Origin of the sequence: Streptomyces sp. NPDC005728 (assembly GCF_040630895.1) — a bacterium.
Classification (GTDB): domain Bacteria; phylum Actinomycetota; class Actinomycetes; order Streptomycetales; family Streptomycetaceae; genus Streptomyces.
The window spans coordinates 1-20,880 of sequence record NZ_JBEXYL010000085.1 but is presented as its reverse complement, the minus strand read 5'-3'; the positions used below and the strand labels follow the sequence as shown (position 1 = coordinate 20,880).

Annotated in this window: 17 protein-coding genes and 1 tRNA gene; 9 read left to right on the top strand and 9 right to left on the bottom strand. The window is 70.8% G+C overall.

Going from position 1 to position 20,880, the window contains the following annotated elements:
* Positions 1 to 338 precede the first annotated feature (338 nt).
* The gene (locus tag ABZ471_RS37230; protein WP_359072887.1) at positions 339 to 1,343 is read right to left on the bottom strand and encodes a helix-turn-helix domain-containing protein; all 1,005 of its coding nucleotides are present in this window, start codon (positions 1,341 to 1,343) and stop codon (positions 339 to 341) included.
* A gap of 361 nt (positions 1,344 to 1,704) precedes the next feature.
* On the opposite strand from ABZ471_RS37230, the gene ABZ471_RS37225 reads away from it, so the two are divergent.
* Positions 1,705 to 2,166, top strand: coding sequence for a pyridoxamine 5'-phosphate oxidase family protein (locus ABZ471_RS37225; protein WP_359072886.1), 462 nt, complete (start codon positions 1,705 to 1,707; stop codon positions 2,164 to 2,166).
* A gap of 362 nt (positions 2,167 to 2,528) precedes the next feature.
* On the opposite strand, the gene ABZ471_RS37220 is transcribed toward ABZ471_RS37225, so the two are convergent.
* Positions 2,529 to 3,311: a DUF899 domain-containing protein gene (locus ABZ471_RS37220; RefSeq protein ID WP_359072884.1), complete on the bottom strand. Its 783-nt coding sequence runs from the start codon at positions 3,309 to 3,311 to the stop codon at positions 2,529 to 2,531.
* A gap of 408 nt (positions 3,312 to 3,719) precedes the next feature.
* On the opposite strand from ABZ471_RS37220, the gene ABZ471_RS37215 reads away from it, so the two are divergent.
* On the top strand, positions 3,720 to 4,241 hold the full coding sequence (locus ABZ471_RS37215) for a hypothetical protein (RefSeq protein ID WP_359072883.1): 522 nt from the start codon (positions 3,720 to 3,722) through the stop codon (positions 4,239 to 4,241).
* 178 nt (positions 4,242 to 4,419) lie between these two features.
* Here the strand turns inward: ABZ471_RS37215 and ABZ471_RS37210 are convergent, their stop codons facing one another.
* Positions 4,420 to 5,001 carry a peptidoglycan-binding domain-containing protein gene (locus tag ABZ471_RS37210; protein ID WP_359072881.1) on the bottom strand — a complete coding sequence of 194 codons (582 nt, stop codon included), beginning with the start codon at positions 4,999 to 5,001 and terminating at the stop codon, positions 4,420 to 4,422.
* 206 nt (positions 5,002 to 5,207) lie between these two features.
* Between ABZ471_RS37210 and ABZ471_RS37205 the strand changes: the two genes are divergently transcribed.
* Together ABZ471_RS37205 and ABZ471_RS37200 are read left to right on the top strand one after the other, a co-directional pair.
* Positions 5,208 to 6,395 (top strand): sensor histidine kinase, encoded by a 1,188-nt coding sequence (locus tag ABZ471_RS37205; RefSeq protein ID WP_359072880.1) that lies wholly within the window; start codon positions 5,208 to 5,210, stop codon positions 6,393 to 6,395.
* A complete protein-coding gene (locus ABZ471_RS37200) occupies positions 6,392 to 7,069 on the top strand; it encodes a response regulator transcription factor (protein ID WP_359072878.1) in 678 nt (225 codons plus the stop codon). Before ABZ471_RS37205 ends, ABZ471_RS37200 begins: the two co-directional genes overlap by 4 nt.
* A 120-nt stretch (positions 7,070 to 7,189) precedes the next feature.
* On the opposite strand, the gene ABZ471_RS37195 is transcribed toward ABZ471_RS37200, so the two are convergent.
* From ABZ471_RS37195 to ABZ471_RS37180, 4 genes are all read right to left on the bottom strand, one after another.
* Positions 7,190 to 7,711 (bottom strand): peptidoglycan-binding protein, encoded by a 522-nt coding sequence (locus tag ABZ471_RS37195; RefSeq protein WP_359072876.1) that lies wholly within the window; start codon positions 7,709 to 7,711, stop codon positions 7,190 to 7,192.
* A 256-nt stretch (positions 7,712 to 7,967) separates the two neighbouring features.
* Positions 7,968 to 8,903 carry a hypothetical protein gene (locus ABZ471_RS37190; protein ID WP_359072874.1) on the bottom strand — a complete coding sequence of 312 codons (936 nt, stop codon included), beginning with the start codon at positions 8,901 to 8,903 and terminating at the stop codon, positions 7,968 to 7,970.
* Positions 8,900 to 9,307, bottom strand: coding sequence for a hypothetical protein (locus tag ABZ471_RS37185; RefSeq protein WP_359072873.1), 408 nt, complete (start codon positions 9,305 to 9,307; stop codon positions 8,900 to 8,902). The genes ABZ471_RS37190 and ABZ471_RS37185 overlap by 4 nt, the downstream gene beginning before the upstream one ends.
* Before the next feature lie 40 nt (positions 9,308 to 9,347).
* Positions 9,348 to 13,610, bottom strand: coding sequence for a CHAT domain-containing protein (locus ABZ471_RS37180; protein ID WP_359072872.1), 4,263 nt, complete (start codon positions 13,608 to 13,610; stop codon positions 9,348 to 9,350).
* A 271-nt stretch (positions 13,611 to 13,881) separates the two neighbouring features.
* Between ABZ471_RS37180 and ABZ471_RS37175 the strand changes: the two genes are divergently transcribed.
* The 3 genes from ABZ471_RS37175 to ABZ471_RS37165 all read left to right on the top strand — a co-directional run bounded on the left by ABZ471_RS37175 (position 13,882) and on the right by ABZ471_RS37165 (position 16,762).
* On the top strand, positions 13,882 to 14,589 hold the full coding sequence (locus tag ABZ471_RS37175; protein WP_359072871.1) for a helix-turn-helix domain-containing protein: 708 nt from the start codon (positions 13,882 to 13,884) through the stop codon (positions 14,587 to 14,589).
* Between the two features lie 32 nt (positions 14,590 to 14,621).
* Positions 14,622 to 15,176 (top strand): DUF3291 domain-containing protein, encoded by a 555-nt coding sequence (locus ABZ471_RS37170; RefSeq protein ID WP_359072870.1) that lies wholly within the window; start codon positions 14,622 to 14,624, stop codon positions 15,174 to 15,176.
* Between the two features lie 275 nt (positions 15,177 to 15,451).
* Positions 15,452 to 16,762 (top strand): helix-turn-helix domain-containing protein, encoded by a 1,311-nt coding sequence (locus ABZ471_RS37165; RefSeq protein ID WP_359072868.1) that lies wholly within the window; start codon positions 15,452 to 15,454, stop codon positions 16,760 to 16,762.
* Positions 16,763 to 17,049: 287 nt separating this feature from the next.
* Here ABZ471_RS37165 and ABZ471_RS37160 read toward each other — a convergent pair whose 3' ends face one another.
* Positions 17,050 to 17,340: a hypothetical protein gene (locus ABZ471_RS37160; RefSeq protein WP_359072866.1), complete on the bottom strand. Its 291-nt coding sequence runs from the start codon at positions 17,338 to 17,340 to the stop codon at positions 17,050 to 17,052.
* A 399-nt stretch (positions 17,341 to 17,739) separates the two neighbouring features.
* Positions 17,740 to 18,771, bottom strand: a complete 1,032-nt coding sequence (locus ABZ471_RS37155; RefSeq protein WP_359072865.1) for an amidohydrolase family protein — start codon at positions 18,769 to 18,771, stop codon at positions 17,740 to 17,742.
* A 354-nt stretch (positions 18,772 to 19,125) separates the two neighbouring features.
* On the opposite strand from ABZ471_RS37155, the gene ABZ471_RS37150 reads away from it, so the two are divergent.
* Both ABZ471_RS37150 and ABZ471_RS37145 read left to right on the top strand, forming a co-directional pair.
* Entirely contained in the window at positions 19,126 to 20,649 is a 1,524-nt protein-coding gene (locus ABZ471_RS37150) for a von Willebrand factor type A domain-containing protein (RefSeq protein ID WP_359072864.1), read from the top strand.
* Positions 20,650 to 20,782: 133 nt separating this feature from the next.
* A tRNA-Met gene (locus tag ABZ471_RS37145) sits at positions 20,783 to 20,856 on the top strand.
* Positions 20,857 to 20,880 lie beyond the last annotated feature (24 nt).

The window sequence follows — 20,880 nt, the reverse complement described above, 5'->3', positions numbered from 1 at the left end:
TCGGATCATGGAGCCACCCTCCGCCGCCGGCAATGGGCTGGGCTGGCGCACCTGCGCCATGGCACAACCGCGCTACTGCCGGATGGGAGCCGCGACGGGAACCCGGCCCGGTCGGTGGCCGAGCAGCGACGCCCTCCAAGGAGCCGCGCCGGCGGCCGGAGGGGCCGGCAGCCGCCGACTGCCGAGAAGCGGAGCGCCGCCGGTGGACCCTCGCCCGGTGATGGGCTGGTGCATGCGTGCGAGAGCTGCGAAGACCAGGGGACCAGGGGACTGAAAGGAGGAGGCCAAGGTGCGCAGCGGCGACCGTGGCTTGGGCTCAACCCGCCGGACGGACCGGCTCAGAGCCAGCCGCGGCGTGCGGCCTGCCAGGCGAGTTGCATCCGGGTCGCCGCGCCGGCGCGCTCCATCATGCCCTGGATCCGGCGCTGGACGGTCCGCCGGCTCAGCCCCACCTGCGAGGCGATCGCCTTGTCGGCCACTCCGGCCACCAGCAGGGACAGCAGCTGGCGGTCGGTGGGGGAGAGTGCGTCGGACGGCCCGGCTCCGTCCGTCCCCGAGATGGCGCCGGTGCCGTCGACGTTCAGGGGGACGGCGTCCTCCCAGTAGCACTCGAACAGGGCGATCAGGGCCGCGAGCAGATTGCTGTCCCTGACCAGCGCGGTGGTGGGCTCCTCCGGGCTGCCGTGCGGTCCACCCGCCACGAGGGGGAAGACGGCGACGGAGCGGTCGGCGATCGCCAGGCGCAGCGGCAGGTGCGGCACGGCCCGGGCGACCTCCCCGGCCCGCACGCCCGCCACCACGTTGTCCACGGCTCCTTCGTCGTCGAAGAACGCCTTCTCGTACAGCACCCGGTAGCGTACGCCCCGGGCCAGCGCCTCGAACTCCTCCGCGTTGCTGCCCGACGGCATGGCCACGTACTGGGCCTTGCAGAACCAGAGCATCTCGTCCTGCACGCCGGCCTGGATCTGCCTCAGGTGCTGACGCAGGGCCTCCGCGCCGGTGATGACCTCCAGCAACTGGCCGGAGTCGTGTCTGCGCATCGTGCCCTGGTAGGACTCGACCAGACGGGCGGCCTCGACCCGGGCCAGCTCCAGCGCGTCGGCGCTGCGCTTGAGCCGGGGCATGAGTGCCACGTCAGGGGGAGCGGCCTGGAACACGCGGGGCGTCCCGTCCGTATGACTCGCCAGGCCTTTGGCGGCCAGCGAGTCGAGTATCCGCGCGGCCTCGGCGTCGGGCAGCCCGGCGCGCCGGGCCAGGTCCGTCGGGGTGGCCCGGCCGGACGTGACGAGCAGCCGGTAGACGGCTTCTTCCTCGTGCGAGACGCCGGCGACCTCCAGCACCACGGACCTCCTCCCCGACCCTGGGGTTCGACGGTTGAATACCGTACTACATGGGAGTGTGGAGCAAAGGGGGCGCACGGCAGGCCGCGCGCCCCCGGCGAATTGCGCCTACCGCTTCAGGGTGTAGGCGCGCTGCACCGTCTGGCGGACCGTGTTCCCGGCGGCGTCGCGAGCCGTGACGCGCAGGGTCACCCAGGTGCGGGCGGCATGTCGCAACGGCGACACCACGCGGCGCCGATCGCCGGGATCACGTTCACGAACCGTGGACGGCGCCCCTGTCGACGGGCCGAGTGGCTCGTCGGTCGCTGGGAGTAGGACCAACGCCTCATGCGCGCTTCGGAACCGCTGATTAGGGTCGGCTTTCATGCAAACCACGGGAATCGCTCGTCGTGATGTGCGGGAGCGCAGGCGCGACACTCTTGAACGGCTCTCTCGAGAACGGGATATATGGGTATCAACGGCCCATCCGGATCGCGGCCCGCACCAAGTGCCGCTGTGGTTCTGGTGGGACGGGCAGGCCGTGTGGATGTGCACCGGCGAGACCTCCGCGAGTGCCCGCAACGTGCGAAACGAGCCCCGTGTGCGCCTGGCATTGCCGGACACCTTCGATGTGGTGCTCCTGCAGGGGGAGGCGGAGTGCTTCTCGGACCGGGGCGTGCCGGAGGACGCCGCGGATGCGTTCGCCGAAAAGTTCGGGTGGGATCCACGTGCGGAGGAAGGCTCTTTTCTTTATATACGCGTGGCGCCGAAGACCGTGCTCGCCTGGCGTGGCGAGCCGGAGCTGCTCGGCAGAGTCCTGATGCGTGAGGGAGCGTGGCTGGGGTGACTCCGGTCGCCGGTTGAGGCTTCCCTCTTTCTCTGATTTCGCCGACGCGGATCCATGCTGAGCACAACTGCTCAGCGGCCGACCGAAGCACTCAGTGGGTGCGGCTGGACCTGGTCCTGCTGCACAACCCCGAGCGAGCCCACCCCGGCCGTCCTGCGCAGTTCTGGGAGTCGTTCACGGCCGCGGTCGGCGCTGGGCCACGCCCGTCGGTCGGCCAGACGCGCACGTTCGCACAGCGCTGCATGGATCCGGCACCACGCCCGCACGCGGGTCCGCCGGCGGAACAGGGCGTAGACGATCCGGTGCGGCGGGAAGCCGGCCGGCAGGGCCCGCCAGGCGATCCCGCCGCGGACGAAGGCACGTCAGTGGTGGTGGCCGTGCCGGCCGAGGGTCTCCACGGGGGGTGCGCCGGGACGGGTCCACTGCGGCACGGGGCGGCTCGTCGGGCCCCAGGTGGCGTTCCCGTCCGCGTCCGAGCGCCAGGACCAGCACGGGTTCTGCCCCTCGGGCCAGCCCTCGGGGTTGTCCTCCCACGCCTCGCCACGGCCGTAGGGCGTCATGTCGAGGAGGCCGAGGGACCCGTTGACCCGCTCGTTGCCACGGCCCGTCGTGGAGTAGGTGAGGAACACGCGGTCGCCGTCGCGCAGGAAGCAGGTGAGGTAACCCATGTCTCCGCCGACCGGCGCGTCCACCTCGCGCACCGAGTACCAGGGCTGGGTGTAACCCATGAACTCGACGTAGGTGGCCACCTCGTCCCACGGGCCCGTGGTCAGGATGGCGAACGACACGCCGCGGGCGTTGAGGTAGACGGCGTCCTTCAGGTGCCAGGCCGTGGTGGTGCAGCCCTCGCACTGTCCTTGGTGCGGCGCGCCGTCGTACCACATGTGCTTGTAGACCACGAGCTCGTCGCGGCCCTGGAACAGGTCCAGGAACGGGACCGGGCCGTCGGGTCCGACGACCTCGACCGTCCCGTCGAGCTCCACCATCGGCAGCCGGCGGCGGGCCGCGGCGAGGGCGTCGCCCTCGTGGGTGTAGGCCTTCTCGCGGACCAGGAGCTCGTCACGGGCGGCCTGCCAGGTGGCCAGGTCGACGACGGGCGGGCGGCCGGGCAGCGCGGTGGTCGGGTCGTCCGGTGTGGTCGTCATGGTGTCCTCCGTGGTGTCTCGTGCCGGGCAGCGTTGTACGACGTCCTACGACGCTCACCGGAACAGACTCGCAACCCGGCCGGAACTCATCGCGGCAGGAGACGCCCTCGACCGAGCCTGCGCGGACCCCGTCGGGCTGACAAGTTCACAGATGCGCTGCGAGGCCTCTGAAGGCCCCTGGACCGGACGTCGCCTACGCCCTTCAGTACGTCGCGCGCCCTTCCGGGACGCCGCCGCATGCACGCCGCCTCTCCGGCGCCGGCCATGAGCCTTGGGCCACATGGGTGGCCGAGAGCTACCTGGGAGACCTGGAACCTTTGAACCTGCGGTGTTCCGTCGGTGTGTGGGCGGGCGATCGCGCCTCCATGGAGCGAAGCTAGGGGTGTGAGTATCAGAAGTGAGCGGCCGGTGAGCGCTGAACAGATCAATGCGGCATTGGTCGCTCTAGGGGCTCCACCGGTGGCGGAACCGGACGCGCGGCCCGAGGGACCGCAGGAAGCGGACCGTCTGCGGCTGCTGGGCAGTCTGCTGGCGAAGGCAGAGTGGGAGATCACCGCCGCGACGCGTCTGTCTGCGGAGGGGGAGATCGAGGACGTCCTCGACACGATGCTCGGTTGGACAGATCAGCTGGGTGCTGACCCCGGCCTTGCGGTCAACGTTCTGACGAACCGACTGCAGCGCACTGCCATGCAGGTCTCGGAATCCGAGGCGGAGGAGCCGCCTCCGGGTCGGGAGGCGTCCTTCGCTGCCGCGATGACGGCGTTGTTCACCCTCAGTGCCCAGTTGCACGCCGATCGAGGTGATGTGGAGGGAACCCGGCGGGCCCTGAGCGGGGCGGAGGAAGCTCTCATCGACATCATGCAGGGCATGCATGACCTGCGTGTTGCCATCGGCGACGCGGCCGGGGAGGAGGAGGGATCGGAGGGCTGACGGCAGTACCGCCGGACCGCCGAGCCAGACGTCACGGCCGGCATCATCCAGCGCCCGTCTCATCCCATGACGCCGTAGCGAAAACCCGAGGGCCCAGGCGCTGGCGGCGTTCCCGACCCGCGCCTGAGCCCTCTTCGGCGAATCCCTCCAGGGAGTCGCTGCGGTCAGCCGTCAGCCGTCAGCTGCAGCTGCTGTTGTTCTTGTAGCTCGCGTACTGCCAGACGTTCTTGTGGTAGAAGCGGTACTTGCCGTTCGTGGTGCGGTAGATGTCGAAGTAGTAGCGCGAACCGTGGTACCGCAGCTTGTACTTGGTGGCGTCGGTCGATCCGGTGCTCCGGTACTCCAGCTCGCCCGCCCCGGTGGTGGAGTTCCACTTGTCATCGGCCGCGCCGAACGTCTTGTTGCCGACCTTGCCGTCCTGCGTCAGGCCCCAGGCCTTCTGCAGCTGCTTGGTGGCGTACGCGGTGTTCGAGCCGTACTTGCCGTCGATGTCGGCCCAGTCGAACTGGGTTCCGTCGCTCTCCTTGACACCCTCCGCGTACAGGATGATCTGCCACAGGCAGGTCGCGTTGGTGTCCTTGTACGACGTGGTCGACAGTGTGCCCTCGTCGGCGAAGTCGTCGTAGAACGAGCCGCCTCCGTTGACATAGCCGCCGGCCGCGGACGCCGAGGCCGGCGAAGCGCTCACCGCGAGCGCACCCGCGACGGCGGCGCTCACCGCGCCGGTGGCCAGACGGGCGCGGGTCATACGGAAGTTCATTCGGGTCCTTCCCCCGTAGAAAGTGGTGGCGTGTGCTTACATGATCATGATGACAGCGGTGGGTGCGCAGGGGAAACCCGAGGTGTTTCAGGGGTGGATTCTGGACACCGCTGCCCACCCACCGGCGTACGCCGACGGCTCCTGCATCTTCTGCGGTACCGCGAAAGGTTGACGCACCGTCCGTGACGCCGGGCTACGCTGCGGCGATGCGGATTCGCCCACTGGCCGCTGACGCGCTCGTCGCCGCCGCACCGACCGGCGTGGCGTTACTGATCGGGCAAGAGGCTGTCGATCAGGGTTGGCCCCAGCTCGACCCCGTGGCCTACGGCCTGGTGGGGCTGGTCAACCTGCCGCTACTGCTGCGCACGCGCGCCCCCGTCGCCGTCTGCCTCGTCGTCCATGCGGCCTGGATCGGCTACGTCACCGTCGGCTACTGGCCGGTCGTGAACTCCTTCGGGCCGATGCTGGCGGTCTACACCGTCGCCTCGCTCCGTCCGCTGCGCATCGCTGCCGCCTGCACGGCGCTGATGAGCACGGTGTGGATCTACGCGGGCCTGCTCAGTCCGCACGCGTCCATGCCGTCCGTCGTCGGTCAGGCCGTGGGCTTCGCCCTCGTGCTGCTGCGCTTCGGCGTCCTCGCCCGCCGCTCCGGTGAGCTCACTCGGCAGCTGCGGCGCGAGAACGAGGAACGGGCCCGGCGCGAAGTGGCCGAGGAACGCGGACGGATCGCGCGTGAGCTGCACGATGTGGTCGCTCACCACATGTCGGTGATATCGGTCCAGGCGGGGCTCGCGAAGTTCGTCTTCACCTCCGACCCGGCCACCGCGCACAGCGCACTCGGCACCATCTCCGCCACCAGCAGCGAGGCGTTGGAGGAACTACGCCGGATGCTGAGGGTGCTGCGCAGCGAGGAAAGCACCGGGGCCGAAACGTCCGTCGCGGACGAATCGGTGACCTCGCACGCGCCGATGCCGGGACTTGCCCGCCTCGACGAGATGGTCGACCGGGTCAGAGCCGGCGGAGTCCAGGTCGACCTCCACATCGAAGGCATCCCGCGCCCCCTGGCACCCGGCACAGAACTCTGCGCCTATCGCGTCGTGCAGGAAGCGCTGACCAACGTGCTCAAGCACGCCGGCGGGGCGACCGCCCGGATCCGACTCGCCTACCACGCCCACCACATCGAGGTCTCGGTCAGTAACGGCAAGGGGCAGGGGACCATTCAGGCCAGAGTTCGGTCCAGCAGCGGCCATGGCTTGATGGGCATGCGCGAGCGCGCCAAGCTCTATGGAGGGACGATCAACATCGGCCCGCTGAAGGACGGAGGGTTTGCTGTACGGCTTTCCCTGCCGACGTCGGCGCGGGCCGCGGCACGGGGGGACAACACCACGCAATGACAACTGTGCTCGTCGTCGACGACCAGTTCCTCATCCGCGCAGGCCTCGTCGGGCTGCTGCGTGCCGCACCCGGATTCGACGTGGTCGGCGAGGCCAGCGACGGCGCCGAGGCAGTGCTCCTCGCGCAGCGGACCCGGCCCGACGTGATCCTCATGGACATCCGGATGCCGGGCACGGATGGCATCCAGGCCACCCGTCAGATCCTCGCCGACGCCCCCGCACCCCCTCCGCGCATCCTGGTGCTGACCACCTTCGACCTCGACGAGTACGTCTACGGGGCGCTGCGGGCCGGCGCCTCCGGATTCCTCCTCAAGGACTCAGGCCCCGAACGGCTGCTCGCCGCCGTGGCCGCGATCAGCGGCGGCGACGCGCTGTTCGCCCCAACGGTCACCCGACGCCTGGTAGAAGCCTTTGCACAGCAGGCCGGAGCGGCCCAGGTCGCCGAACCGCCGACCGACCTTGCAGCACTGACCACCCGCGAGGTCGAGGTACTGCGCCTGATCGCCAACGGCCTCACCAACGCCGAGATCGCAGACCAGCTCTTCATCAGCGAGGCCACCGTCAAGACCCACCTCAATCGGACGATGGCGAAGCTGGAGCTGGACAGCCGCGCCCAGGCCGTCGTGGTGGCCTACGAGTCGGGACTGGTGACGCCGGGCCGCACCAGCTCGTAACGGCCTCTTGTTCTTGCTCGCGCACAGGGTCGGTGTCACCCGCACTCGGCCCGGCTTCGGGCGTGACGGTGGCCCGTCCTCCCTCCCCCGGGGAGGACGGGCCACCGTCGTTCTCCCCCGTCAGCTGCAGGCGTTGAACGTGGCGTTGTTGTACCAGAGCGTCTTGAGGTCGTTGCCGAGGTACATGCCCCAGCGGCCGTTGTCGGTGCGCTTGAAGGTCACATAGCGCCCGTCCTCGCCGGTGTACTTGATCTGGTTGCTCGAGCCGGCGCTGCCGCTGAGGAAGTCGGATGCCCTGCCGAAGGTGTTCTTGCCGACCTTTCCGTCATGGTCACCCGGTACGTGGTACGTCGTCTGCCAGCTCTTGGTGGCCGCCACCGTGCCCGGCCCGAACCGGCAGTCGATCCCGTCGTACGAGAGCTTCTTGTCGGCCCACAGGATGGCCTGCCACATCGCGGCCACGTTGCTGTGGGCGTTGTGCGACGCATCCACGTACTCGTCGTTCCAGTCGTCCCTGAAGTCCCCGGTCCCATGGACCACACCTCCGCTCGGGCTCGCCAGAGCCGGGGAGGCCGAGAGCACGATCCCGCCGCTGATGCCTGCGGCAACCGCCAGCGTGATGGCCTTCGTGCGCAAAGACATGTCAGTCCCTTCCGGCCACGCGCCGGGTCCCCCCGTTGGGTCCCCAGTAGGCCCGTGGCCTCCGGTGCCGGTGGTCGGCCGGCTCCGGTGTGCTGCTTCACCACGAAGTTACGGGCGGGCCGGAGCCACGTCGTCCCGTCCCGGTTTGATGTTCGGGCACGCCTTGCGCCGTACCCGGACGGTTCCTGCAACTTCCGCGGTACCGCGACAGGTTGACGTCACCAGGTGCGCGACCCACCGCAGTCACCTGGGCCCTTCATGCGCTGCCATGGCGGTACGGTCGGTCCGAAGGCACACCCTGCCGCCACATCAAGGACAGTTCGGCCGCGAGAGCACGTTCGCCGGCCGGGGTGTCGGGCAGCGGGAGGTGGAGGGCTTCGAGCAGATCGAAGCGGTGCAGGTCGAAGGCCGTATCAAGGCTGTCTCCGAAGGCCTGGGCAGCGTGCACCGCGCCGTGGTACGCGATGCGGGAGACCACGAACGGGGCCAGGACCAGCAGTAGCCAGGGCCCTGAACGGGCCACCAGGGCGATCGACACCAGAGCGGTCGCGGCGGATGTGACAGAAAGCCGCGCGGTGGCATCGAGCAGGTCACGGCGGTCGTTGACGACGGCCCGGACCTGATCGCTGAGCAGCGGGTGCAGCCGGGGCCATGCGACTACGGCGTCCCAGCCGTACACCGCGCCTGCTCGCTCCTCGGCGGCGGCCAGGGCGTTGCCGAGGGCTGTGGCGCGTACCGGGCCCGAGGCCGGGAAACGGCGCCGTAGACGAGCACCTGCGGCACCTGCGGCCTGGACGTCCTGCGGGCCGGGGTCGGTTGCGGCGTCTTCCGCCCGCCGTTCGATGAGGCGGAGCTTGTCGCGTGCCCTGGTCTGCCGGGCGCGGCCCGCGTCGGCGAGTGGACGCAGGGGCTGCGGCCACTGTCCTTCCAGGAGCCGGACCAGAGCGAGCTGCAGGGGTTGGAGCAGCACAGCGACGATGGTGATGGTCACTGCGAGCAGGACGAGTTCGCCTGCGGTGAGTTGTTCCGCAGTCTTCCAGGCCGCTGCCCAGTGCGGACGGCCCTCGGGGGTATCGGCCCAGACAAGGGTGAGCAGATACAGCGCGGCACCGTAGGTCGGCAGATATCCGATCAGCAGGAATCTGGCCGAAGTGGCGGTGACCTGTGGCTGGGCGAGCTGGTTGATGCTCATCCCAGGCGTTCCAGCTCGCCGTGTCCGCGCGGGCAGGCCGGCGGCTCTCTCGGATCGAGGTGGAGGCGGCGTACGGTCGTTGAACAGGTGGTGCACCGGAAGCGGAGGACGACGTACCGGGTGGACTCTCCAGGCAGCGTGGCCGCGTCCCCGTCGCCGAGGGCGCGCACGGGCGTCAGTCCCAGGCGGTTGAGATGGTCTCGAGTGGCGACCCCGATCGTGGTGTTGCCGAGGACGATGTCCACGCGGTCCAGGGCGGGTTCGGCACGGTAGACGGTCTCCAGGATCCGGGCCGCGTCGGTGACCGTCGTGTCCGGCATCAGGTGGAGGATGTCGTCGCCGGCTGTACCGGCGGTCTCTTGCCGGGCTCTTCGATCGAGCAGGTGCTCGTAGGGCGATGGCACGATGATGACCGGCTCCTTTGCGGGGTCGCTGGGACGGGTGTCACGGGCCGACGTGAAGGTAAGGCGCCCACAGGATGGGCAGATGCGCGTTGCCGTCTTCGCGCAGGGCACGTACGGCGGCATGCAGTGCCCGGGCCGAATCCTCGGTGGCGAGCGCGGGAGGAGTGTGCGGCGGAGAGACGGAGGGTGCGAGTGCACCGTAGACGGCGGCGGCGAGCGGAGCCGCCAGCGCGTCGCTGACTGTCCAGAGCGTGGCCAGCACGTGCCGGAATCCGGCGAGATGGAGGGCCGCCGCCGGGTGGATCGCCTCGTCCGGCAGGGCCGTGCCGCCGCTTGCGGTGTCACATGCGGAGAGGTACGCCAGCTCGCTTCCGCCGAGGTTGAGGCCGGCGATGTCCACAACGGTCAGCGGCTCGTCGGCGAGCAGGAGTGCCGAGGCGGAAGGGTCAGTGGGGCGGGCGATGCCGTGGCAGGCGAAGTGCGCCCAGCGGTGCCGGGGCAGATCGGTCCGGACGCGGTCCCGGGTGGCTGCTGCGCCTTCGCGTATCGTGCACCGACCGGGCAGGAGGGCGGTGAGCGCGTCGATCTCACCCGCGACCTGCAGGTCGGGCACGCCCGGGATTCCGGCCGGCGCCACGATCAGCATGCGGCTGTCGGCACGTTCCGCCGGTGCGTCGGCGGGTGCCGCCGTACGGGCGCGCTGCAGACCGCTGATCGTCGGGGTGTAGGAGGAGACGGCCAGGTCGTGAACGCCGGGACGGCCCGGTTCGCCCGCAGCGTGGAGGGGGAGCAGGGCGAGCGGACCGGTGGGACACCACCAGATGCGGTCGACTGTGCCGATACGGTCCAGGACCGGCCCGGCGACGGTGTGCCAGAGCCAGGCCAGGGTGTCGGTGAGGACTGCGTTCGCGGTGATGGTGCCGGCCAGGCCGGGGTCACGGTCGCGTACTGCGGCCAGGAACGCTCCCGTGCGGGCGGATACCTCACCCGCCGTCAGCACAGGCAGCGGTAGCAGATCGGTTCCGTGGCGGGTGAGGATGAGCGCATCGCAGCGCAGTCGGCTGACGTTGATCACGACGACCGGCCCAGCGGCGGCGGCGTCTTCGGCGCGCGGGGGTTGTGGCCGTAGAAACGTTGTGAATCCGTCCAGGCCGCGGACCTCCGCAACCAGCTGGTCCCAGGTGCCGGCCAGCTCCATTCGGCCCACGCTGGGGGTGGTTCGGCTGCTGTCGGAGTGGTCCAAGGCGGCACGGACGGCATCCAGGCGGGCCGCGAGTACCGGGTGGCGTTCGCGTAGCAGGGTCACATCGGTGCGCAAGTCCAGCAGCTGAGCCCACAGCACGGTCCGGCCCTGTTCGAGGAGGGCGAGGGCGCGGTCGGCGTCGCCGAGGTCCAGGGCCGTCGCAGCTGCGTCGGTGGCCAGATGGGCGAGGTCGGCAAGACGACGTTCCTGGTCGGTACGCTCCAGCCCGCGCCAGGCGAGCAGCGGCAGCAGCTCGACGCCGGCGGCGAGGGCATCGAGTGCCGCATCGGTGTCTCCCGCGGTCCGGGCCAGCTCGGCTGCGAGCATCGCGCCCCGAAGCCGCACGGTGACCGCCGAAGCGGCGGACTCGGCGGCAGTGCGCGCGGCGGTGCGTGCGGCGGCCAGGTCCGCGGGGTCACGGTTCAACGCGTGCCGTTCTGCAAGGACTTGGGCGAGTGTGTGAAGCGCTATGGCGTCGGTGTGGTCGCCGGGGACATCGGAGGTTGCGGCGCAAGCCCGGTCGGCGGCCTCGTCGAGGTCGGCGTGTTCACCAGAGAGGTTGTGCCGTTGTAAGAGCGCGGCCGCCAGGTTGGACTGGTGGCGTCGACGGGCCAGATGGGCGGGGCCGGTGAGGGCGAGCGCGCCGCGCCAGGCGTCGATGGCGGCGTCGAGGTCGGTGCGCACGGTCGCGGCGGCGTCGGGGTCCGCCGGACTGGTGGCCGCGTAGCGGAGTACGAAACGGTGATGGAGGGCGAGCGCGAGATTGGACAGGACGGAGGGGCGTGCCGTCAGGGGGGTGCCAGGTGCGTCACCGGCCAGGCGCAACAGTGCCACGGCCTCGGCGAGGTCGCTGAGCGCGAGGTCACGTTCGGAGGTCGTCCTGGGGGCGGTGAGCTCGGCGCGCAGGACGAGGGCGTGCCCGAGGTTCACCCGGTGGTTGGTCAGGTCTCGCGCGGTGGACGGCGCGGTTTCGGCGGCGCGTCGCAACACCTTGACGGCTTCGTCGAGATCGGCCTTGGCACCCAGGTGTTGGTAGCGCGTGGTGAGCGTGGCACCCAGATTGCCCAGGGCGGTGGTGTCCATGGGCCGGGATGCGGCTGCCGCGACGGCCTCACGGGCGGTGGCGACGGCCTTGTCGATCAGCGCCGTGTCACCGGACAGCTCGAATGCGGTACCGAGGACTACGTTGAGATGGGTGCGCGCCGTATCAGTGCTGTGCTTGGATGCCACAGCCTCGCGGGCGACGGTGATGGCCTGCTGGAGTTCGGTGAAGTTTCCGGTCCACTCCGCACGCCGGGTGAGGGCGGCAGCGTAGGTGCCGAGGTGGGCAGCACGGTCAAATGAGTCGGCCGGGGTACGCGCCAGGGCCGTCTGCGCGGCGTCGATCGCCTCGTCGATGTCCTCGACACGAGCGAGCCGCTCGAATCGCAGCCGCAGCGCCGTGGCGAGAACGCCCCACCAGTCGTGGGAGCCGTCCACGTGGGACATCGGCCCGTTTTCGGCGAGTACGGTCGCACGGCGGTGGCAGGCAATGGCCCGGTCCAGGTCGGCGACATCACCGGTGGCGTCGTAGATCCTGCTGTGTACGGTGCCGAGCAGGCTGTGCGCGCGGGCGGTGGGGGCGTCTTGGCCAGGAACCGGTGTTCTGCTGCCTCGGCCGACGGCGGGTTCGGGGAACTGCCCGAGGTCGAAGCCGGATTGGAGTACCGCCGCCGCGGCGGTGAGGTCGCCGGCATCGGCGTCGGTCTCATGGCGGTCGAGGAGGGCGGCAGCGAGACTGGTCCGGTACAGCGGGATGCTCGGATCGTCCGCGGTGGCAAGGCCGAGTGCCTGCCGGCTCAACACCACCGCCCGGTCGAGGTCCGGGCGCTGCTGGTGCACGCCCCAGCGCCGCAGATGGAGCGTGCTGAGCTGGGACAGCGCGAGGGGGAGTATCTGCTGTCCGCCGAGGGCATCCGGCTCGGCCGCGGCGTCCGCCACCTCGCGGAACAGCGCGGCGGCCCGGTCGAGGCCGTCGTTGTCGCCGTCGAGGTCGGCGCGCACCGCCTGTGAACCGGCCAGCTGCAGGAGGGCAACAGCTCTGCGGGGGTCGCCGGGCGGCAGGACGCAGGCCAGCATCGAGTCGAGGACGAGCGAGCGCTCGGTGGGTTCCGCTCCGGCGGCTCCGATGGATGCAGAGGCGCCGTTCGCCGGATTGTTGGGCCGTTCTGGCGCGGCGGACGCGAACCGGCCATGAATCGCAACGGACAGTTCCACCAGGTCCGACCACAACGCCTCAGCCTGCGCCTGGCCGAAAGCGTCCGGCAGCGATTCGTCGGACACGGCTACGGCAAGCTCCGCGGCGGCGTCGCGCAGGGCGTGCGCGAGCGCGATGACGTCGGCGTCGTCGCTGTCGGCCTCCGCGATGCGCAGCAGCGCCCCGATGTACGGTCGCAGGAGCAGGGGCCGTTCAGTGAGGCCGAGCGGACACTCGGCGAGCCCGGCGGCCAGGGCGTCACGCGCTTCGCGACACTGACCCAAGGTGCCGTCGGGAAGGGCCGCGAGCTCCAGCAGCCACCCTCCCCAGGTGTTGAGGGCGGCCAGGCGGCGAGGCTGTCCGGGGGACAGGGTGACGGCCGTGGCCCTGGCCGTCGCCACTGCCCACTCCAGGTCGGCCTGCTTGTCTTTGTCGAGATAGCGCTCGTAAGCCAGGCCGGACAGCGTGAACAGGATCTCGGCCGACCCGTTGTCATCGAACGCGCCCTCTACCGGGGCGTCGATCTGGTCCAGGATCCCGACGAGCAGTTCCGGAACCTCGACGCCGGGCCGGTCCCGGATCGCCGAGAAGCGGCTGACCGCGGTGTCCAGTTCAGCCGGGTCGCCGTCCGGCCAGGCGGCGAGGTAGCGAACCCAGTAGAGCCAGGCGACGGCTGCCCATCCGGGCTCGTCATCGCCTTCGAGCAGGCGAACCGCCTGTCCGAGATCACGTGTTGCCGAGCGGCTCAGCACCGCCCGGGTGCGGCCCCTGTCCTCGAATGCGCGAATCCGGGCCCACAACCGGTCCAGGAGTGACTTGTCCATGTTCCCGCCCCCTGCTCACGAGGGTACGGCCCGCTCTTCTGACCGCGCGGCGTTTTTGATGCGGCCGCGCTCGTCGACGTCAGCGCGGGGACGAAGGCGGGACTGACGTCACAGGGGTGGGATGTCCCCGGCCGCCAGTCCGATGAAGAGCGCGCTCGTCCGGGATGGGTTGGAGTCTGCGGCTGACCGGCTGGGCATGTTCTTCAGGGCGCACCAGCCGGGGCGAACCCGCCTTTCTGTCTCCAACCTGTGTCGTTCCTAGAATGGCCGGGTGGAGGACATCGACGCGATCGCGGTGTTGCAGGATCCGGTGCGGCGCCGCCTGTATGAGTACGTGGCGGCACAGGGCCGTGAGGTCGGCCGCAACGAGGCCGCCGAGGCGACCGGGGTGGCGCGCACGCTCGCTGCGCACCATCTGGACAGGCTGGCTGAGGCCGGGCTGCTGGAAAGCGGCAGCCGCCGTCTGACGGGCCGCTCGGGGCCGGGGGCGGGCCGTCCTGCCAAGGTGTACACACGGGCGCGGGCCGAGCGGTCGGTGTCGCTGCCCGCCCGCGACTACCGCACCGCCGCCGAACTGCTCGCCGAGGCCGCCGAGCAGGCGGGGCTGGACACCGGGCTCTGTGCGGCCGCGCGCCGCCGGGGTGAGGCCCTGCGCGGCTCGGCTGCGCCCTGTGCCGGCCTGGAAGAGGCCATGAAGCTGCTGGCCACCCGCGGTTACGAGCCGTATCTGGAAGGCGCCGAGGGTGTCCAGGGCGCTGAGGCGGCCGAGGGGACGTCCGGGGAAGTCGCGCGGGTGGTCCGTATGCGCAACTGCCCGTTTCACGCCGTCGCCGAACGCTATCCGCCGCTCGTCTGCGGCATGAATCTCGCGCTGCTGGAGGGGCTGCTCGGCGCGGACGGTCCCGTGCGCGCTCGCATGGACGCCCGGCCGGGGGAGTGCTGCGTGGTGATCGAGACTTCTAAAAACAATGGTGATTGACATAGAAAAGTGGGCCGTGCTGGGATAAGGCCATGACCGCATCCGTGCATGCCGCCCACCTTGCCGAGCTCAATGTCGTCACCCTCCGCCTCCCCTTCGACGACCCACGCATGGCGCCGTTCGTCGAGATGCTCGATCCGGTCAACGCCGCTGCCGACGGAGCACCCGGCTTCGTGTGGCGGCTCGTGGAGGAGGGAGCGGCCGACGCCACCGGCCTGCGCCCGGCGGGCGAGGACGTCATCGTCAACATGTCGGTGTGGGAGACCCAGGAGGCTCTGTGGGACTTCACCTACCGCAGCGGGCATTTGGAGGTGATGCGGCGGCGCCGCGAATGGTTCGAACGGCACGTCGAGGCGCATCTGGTGCTCTGGTGGGTCCCCGCCGGTCACCTCCCGACCGTCGGCGAGGCCCTGGAGCGGCTGGCGGACCTGCGGGCCCACGGGCCGTCCCCGCGCGCGTTCACCTTCGCCTCCTCCTACACCGCCGCCGAGGCCGCCCAGCACCTTCAGACCGTGCCGCCGGCGCAGCCCGAGCAAGCCGCCCGCAGCGCCCGGCCGACACCCGCCGGGGACTCGGCGACTGTGTAGGGCAGGGGCGTTCGGCAGCCGCATGCCGGTGAGCTCGCACGATCGTGGATCCCGCCGACACCGCCCGGGCAAGCTCCTCATCGACGTCGGCCTGAGCCACCAGCGCGGTAAAGACACGTTCCCGCGTGCCCGTGGTCAGGGAGCAACGGCTCAATTCACGCCCAATGCACAGCGGTTGACGGCACACCCGCATCAACGGCCGCTGATCCAAACGAAACTGACCCCGCTTCACTCCATCCAAGATCACCATGTGACGCTGGAGGGGGCTGGCAGGCGTGCATGACGAGTTGGCAGGGCAGCTACGGCAGCTGCGTGACCTGACCGGACGAAGCCTGCGGGAGCTGGCCCGTGACGTCCGCGGCAGCAGTTCCTCGCTGTGGCGCTACTTCTCCGGTCAAGCCGTTCCACCCTGGCCGACGGTGGTTGCGCTGTGCAAGGCAGCCGGTCGTGACCCCAGGGCGATGCGTGAGGTGTGGGAGCGGGCCAAGGAAGGGCCCCGGACGAGCACCGCCGCCACTGCGCCGGTGCGCAACGACCTGCCGCACGACATCACCTCCTTCACCGGGCGCCGGGAGGCGCTGACCGCCCTCCTCGGCGCCGCGCGGAACACGACGATGGTGGCGATCGACGGCCTGGGCGGGGTGGGTAAGACCGCGCTGGCCGTACACGGCGCGCATCTGCTGACCGCCGACTTCCCCGGTGGCCAGCTCTACCTGGACCTGCACGGCTTCACTCCGGGCCGGGAGCCGGTCGAGCCCGCGGAGGCGCTGCGTGTGCTGCTGGCCGCGCTCGGGGTGCCGCCCGGCAGGATTCCCGAGCGGGCCGCGCTCTGGCGGTCGGAGCTGGCGGCGCGGCGCGCGATCGTGCTGCTGGACAACGCCGCCGACGCCGATCACGTGCGCGATCTGCTCCCCGGCGCCGGAAAGTGCTTCGTCGTGATCACCAGCCGCCGGCGGATGGTGGAGCTGGACGGCGTCCAGCCGATCTCGCTGGACGTCCTGCCGACCCAGGAGGCGGCGGAGCTGTTCGTCGAATCGGCGGGCGGGGCTCGTCCTGGTGATGTCGGTGAGGTGCTGCGTCGATGCGGGAACCTGCCGCTGGCCGTCCGGGTGGCCGCCGCGCGACTGCGGCACCGGCCCGCGTGGACGCTCGACACCCTGGTGGATCGGCTGCGCGAGGGCGAGTTGGCGGTGTCGGACGTGTTCGAGATGTCGCTGCGGCAGCTCGACTCCGCCCAGCGGCGGATGTTCGGACTGCTGGGGCTGATGCCAGGCGAGGACATCGACGCGTACGGTGCGGCGGCCCTGGCCGGTATCCCGCCGGCCAACGCCCGTTCCCTGCTGGAGGACCTGGTCGACGTCCATCTGCTGCAGGAGCCGGCGGCGGGCCGGTACCGGATGCACGACCTGCTGCGGCAGGCCGCCCGTGCCGAGGACGCCGCGGCGGACCCCGGACCGGCGATCGCCCGCCTGGGCGACTACCACCTGAGCGGCATGCTGGCCGCGGAGGAGGTGATCGAGCTGGTCGTCACCCCCGTGCCGGACGCCGCCGGGGTGGCCACCGCAGACAGCACGCCGGCTCGCTGAGCTCGGCGTGGCCCGTCCACCGGCGCGGACGCCGGGCCGAGCAGGCACGACCGGTCGACGTTCCCGTCGGCCGAAGGGTTGCCTGCTCGGCCGTGGCGTGCGTGGTCGAGGCGGTCGCGGACTGCGCCGGGACCGCGGCCCGAACGCGCTGCCCCTGGAATGGCGCGCAACGCCCCCCGCGTCAGGAAGTGGCGTCGTAGACGGCCTTGTTCAGGTAGGCCAAGTCCCGTCGAGGGGCGGCGGTAGAGGCGCCCGTTGCGCGGGTTGCCGACCGCGGGCGCGCCTCCTCAGGGCTGGGCGGTCTCGAGGTCCTTCAGGCCCTTGGAGGCGTCCTCGATCTGCTTCTGCATGATCTCCGTGGCGAACTTCTGGACGGTCTTGTCGTCCACGCCCTTGCACGCGTCGGGGCGGTCTTGGGACTTGGCCTTGTCGCCGCCGGCCGCTACGTCCTTGAACTGCTTCTCCATCGCCGTCTTGCAAGCAGCGGGGTCGGCCTCGGAGTCGCCGCCGCTGCTGCAGGCAGTGAGGGACGCGGCGAGGGCGAGCAGGACGGTACAGGCAGCTGTGCGGGTTCTCATGATTCCCCCTGTGGTGGCTGGTGTTCAGGAAGCATTATGCGTGCTGCGAGGTAGGCATGTGATCGCTGTGGCTTTCCTGTGACCCGGACAGGCGTGGCGAGGCTCACTACTCGGGCAGCCGCCGCACAAGGCCGACGCAAGGTGAGGTCCAAGTCACTTACGAGCTGCTGTAGATGGCGGCGCCGCAACTGGATCCGCCGCCTGCACGGTGCCCGGCAGAGGCCGTGCTGCCATCGATCAGCCGGCCCCGATCGAGGTGGCCCGCGTCCAGCGTCGCCGCGCAGTCGAGGCCAACCGTGCGGCCGCCCCTCCGGCGGGCCCGAGCTGAGCGGACCGGGGCGGCAGCCGTGGCGCCGGGCGTGGCATCACTGAGGCCCAGAGCATGAACGTCCCTGGGGATCAGCCGCCATGGGCGGTAGGTCCAGCGCGACGGGATGGCCGGATTGCATGCGCGAGCCGTGGGACGAGGAGTTCGGCGTTGCCGCGGTTGACGGCGTGCAGCCGGCCTGGCTCCCAGTGCGGATACTCGTCCAGCGCGGTGTCGAAGCCGGTGCTCCAGTCCTCCGGGAGCATGGGGAAGTCGCTGCCGTACAGGATGTGCTCGGGTGCGGCGAAGGCGAGCAGGGAGGGCAGGCTCGCGGGACCGGTGGAGAAGGCGGTGTCGAAGTAGAAGCGCCGCAGGTCGGTGACGAAGTCCTCGGGGGTCCCGCCCGGGTCGTCGGCGGACGCGCCGCCGGGGAGGTGGGCGGCGAGGGCGAAGCGGTGGACGGCGTACGGCAGGAAGCCGCCTGCGTGGGGGAGGATCACCTTTATCCGGGGATACCGGCGTGGAACGCCCCGCACGGTCATGTGCAGGGCGGCGCGGGTTGTGTCGTAGGGGAAGTCCGCAAGCGGAGGGGGTACCTCCGGGACGGGGGTGCCCGGGGGTGCGGTCGGGTGGACGAGGACGACGGCGGACCGGGCGTCGAGTTCGGCCCACAGCGGCTCGAACGCCGGGTCGCCGAGATAGCGGCCGTGAGCGTTGGACAGGACCATGACGCCGTCGGCGTGCAGTTCGTCCAGGGCGTGTGCTGCCTCGGCGAGCGCGCCGTCCACGTCGGGCAGCGGGAGGACAGCGAAGTGGCCGAAGCGGTCCGGCCGGTTCTTGACCAGCTCAGCCGTGTACTCGTTGACGCTACGGGCCACCACGCGCGCTCCGCCGACGTCGTGCGGGCCGGCGAGCGGCGCAGCGTACGACAGCACGCCGGTGGCGATCGAGCGCCGGTCCATCATGGCGATCGCGCTCTGCTCGTCCCACGCGGGTGCGGGCCACCTGACGGCCGCGGCGCGGGCGGCGATGGCGCGGCCGCGGTCAGGCGGGATCACGTGCTGGTGGACGTCGATGCGCCGCGGGTCTGTGTGCGCGGGGTCCGTACGTTCAGGATCTGCCATGCCCGTCCGAGCCTCCTCGCATGACGCACCTCAGCATGACGGCACAAAAGGATCCTATCCGGGTATTTCCAGTCGTTCCATCGGATGGCCTCCGGCCGCTCCCCGGAGAGATCTGCAGCAGGGTTTCCCTAACGTGCGCGCTCGTGTTGTTCGCCCTGGCCTTGCGGGGGTTTTGCTCGCACGGACATGGTTTCCGGGTCACCAGAAGGTCACTCGCTGGTCTCGACAGGCCGCCGTCGTGGCCGGTTCGAAATCCATCCGCAACTCACCGGGCCGCACGTTCCAGCCCCTTGCGCCGTCACAGTCGGCAGAGGTCGCGCAAGGCGACATCAACCGGCGCAGGGGGAACACGAGATGGAGCGGTACCGGACACATCGATCACGGCGCGCCCGCGCAGCACTGCTCGCCCTCACGGCGGCGGGCGGCCTGCTCCTGACGGCCTGCGCTGCGAGCGGGCCCGAGGGCGGGAGCAACAGCGCCGACCACAAGGGTCTGCCCGCCCCCGGTCCCGCACCCGCGCGCGGCGATCAGGGCTATGAGTCGGCGCCGTCGGACGACCACCTGTCCACCTTCGCTCTGGATGTCGACACCGCCTCCTACACCTACGCCCGCCGCACCCTCGCCGACGGCCGCATGCCCGACCCGTCGACCGTCCGTCCCGAGGAGTTCGTCAACAGCTTCCGCCAGGACTACCGCCGGCCCGAGGGCAACGGCTTCACCGTCACCGTCGACGGCGCCCGCACCGCCCGGCCGGACTGGTCCCTGGTCCGTGTCGGCCTCGCCACCCGGGCCGCCGACCCCACGCGGCAACGCCCGCCGGCCGCGCTCACCTTCGTCATCGACGTCTCCGGCTCCATGGACGAACCCGGCCGCCTCGACCTCGCCAAACAGTCCCTGAACACCATGACGGACCGGCTGCGCGACGACGACTCGGTGGCCGTGGTCACCTTCAGCCAACACGCCGAGACCGTCCTGCCGATGACCCGGCTCGGCGGCCATCGTGGTGCGGTCCACGACGCCGTCGACGGCCTCGCCGCGCTGTCCTCCACCAACCTCGCCGCGGGTGTCGAGACCGGCTATGCCACCGCCGTCGACGGCCTGCGCAAGGGCGCCACCAACCGGGTCGTCCTCGTCTCCGACGCACTCGCCAACGACGGCGAGACCAGCCCCGACGCGATCCTGCGCCGCATCGGCTCCGCCCGGCGCGAGCACGGCGTCACCCTCTTCGGCGTCGGCGTCGGCAGCACCTACGGCGACGCCCTCATGGAACGCCTCGCCGACAAGGGCGACGGCCACACCGTCTACGTCTCCGGCGCCGACGAGGCCCGCAGGGTCTTCTGCGAGCAACTCCCGCAGAACATCGAGCTGACCGCCCGCGATGCCAAGGCCCAAGTCGCCTTCGACCCGCACACCGTCGCCGAGTTCCACCTCGTCGGCTACGACGACCGCAAGGTCAGCGACGACGACTTCCGCAACGACCGCGTCGACGGCGGCGAGGTCGGCCCCGGCCACACCGTGACCGCCCTGTACGCGGTACACACCAGGCCCGGCGCCGACGGCCACCTCGCCACCGCCACCGTCCGCTGGCTCGACCCCACCACCCGCGCCCCGCACGAGGAGTCCGGCGCGCTGGAGGCCGGTGCCCTGCACGACTCCGTCTGGGAGGCGAGCCCGCGCTTCCAGGTGACAGCGGTGGTCGCCTACTTCGCCGATGCCCTGCGCGCGGGCACCGACCACGGTCCCGCCCTCCCCGGCGCCCCGAGCCTCGCCCGCCTCGCCACCCGAGCGGCCACTCTGGCCGATGCCACCGAGGACCAGGACGTACGGGCCCTCGCCGACGCGATCCGGGAGGCGAGCCACTCCGAGCCCACCGGCTGACCCGGCCGGACGTCGGCCTTCGACCCTGAGGCCGACCCCGACGTCCACCGCCGGCGCAACACCGTCGAGCGGTGCATGCGTGAAACAGGGATTCCGCCCCCGCCCGTACTGTTGTGTACAGTGGTGGAACCGACGCGGGGTGGAGCAGCTCGGTAGCTCGCTGGGCTCATAACCCAGAGGTCGCAGGTTCAAATCCTGTCCCCGCTACGAAAACCGAAGGGTCCGGCAGCC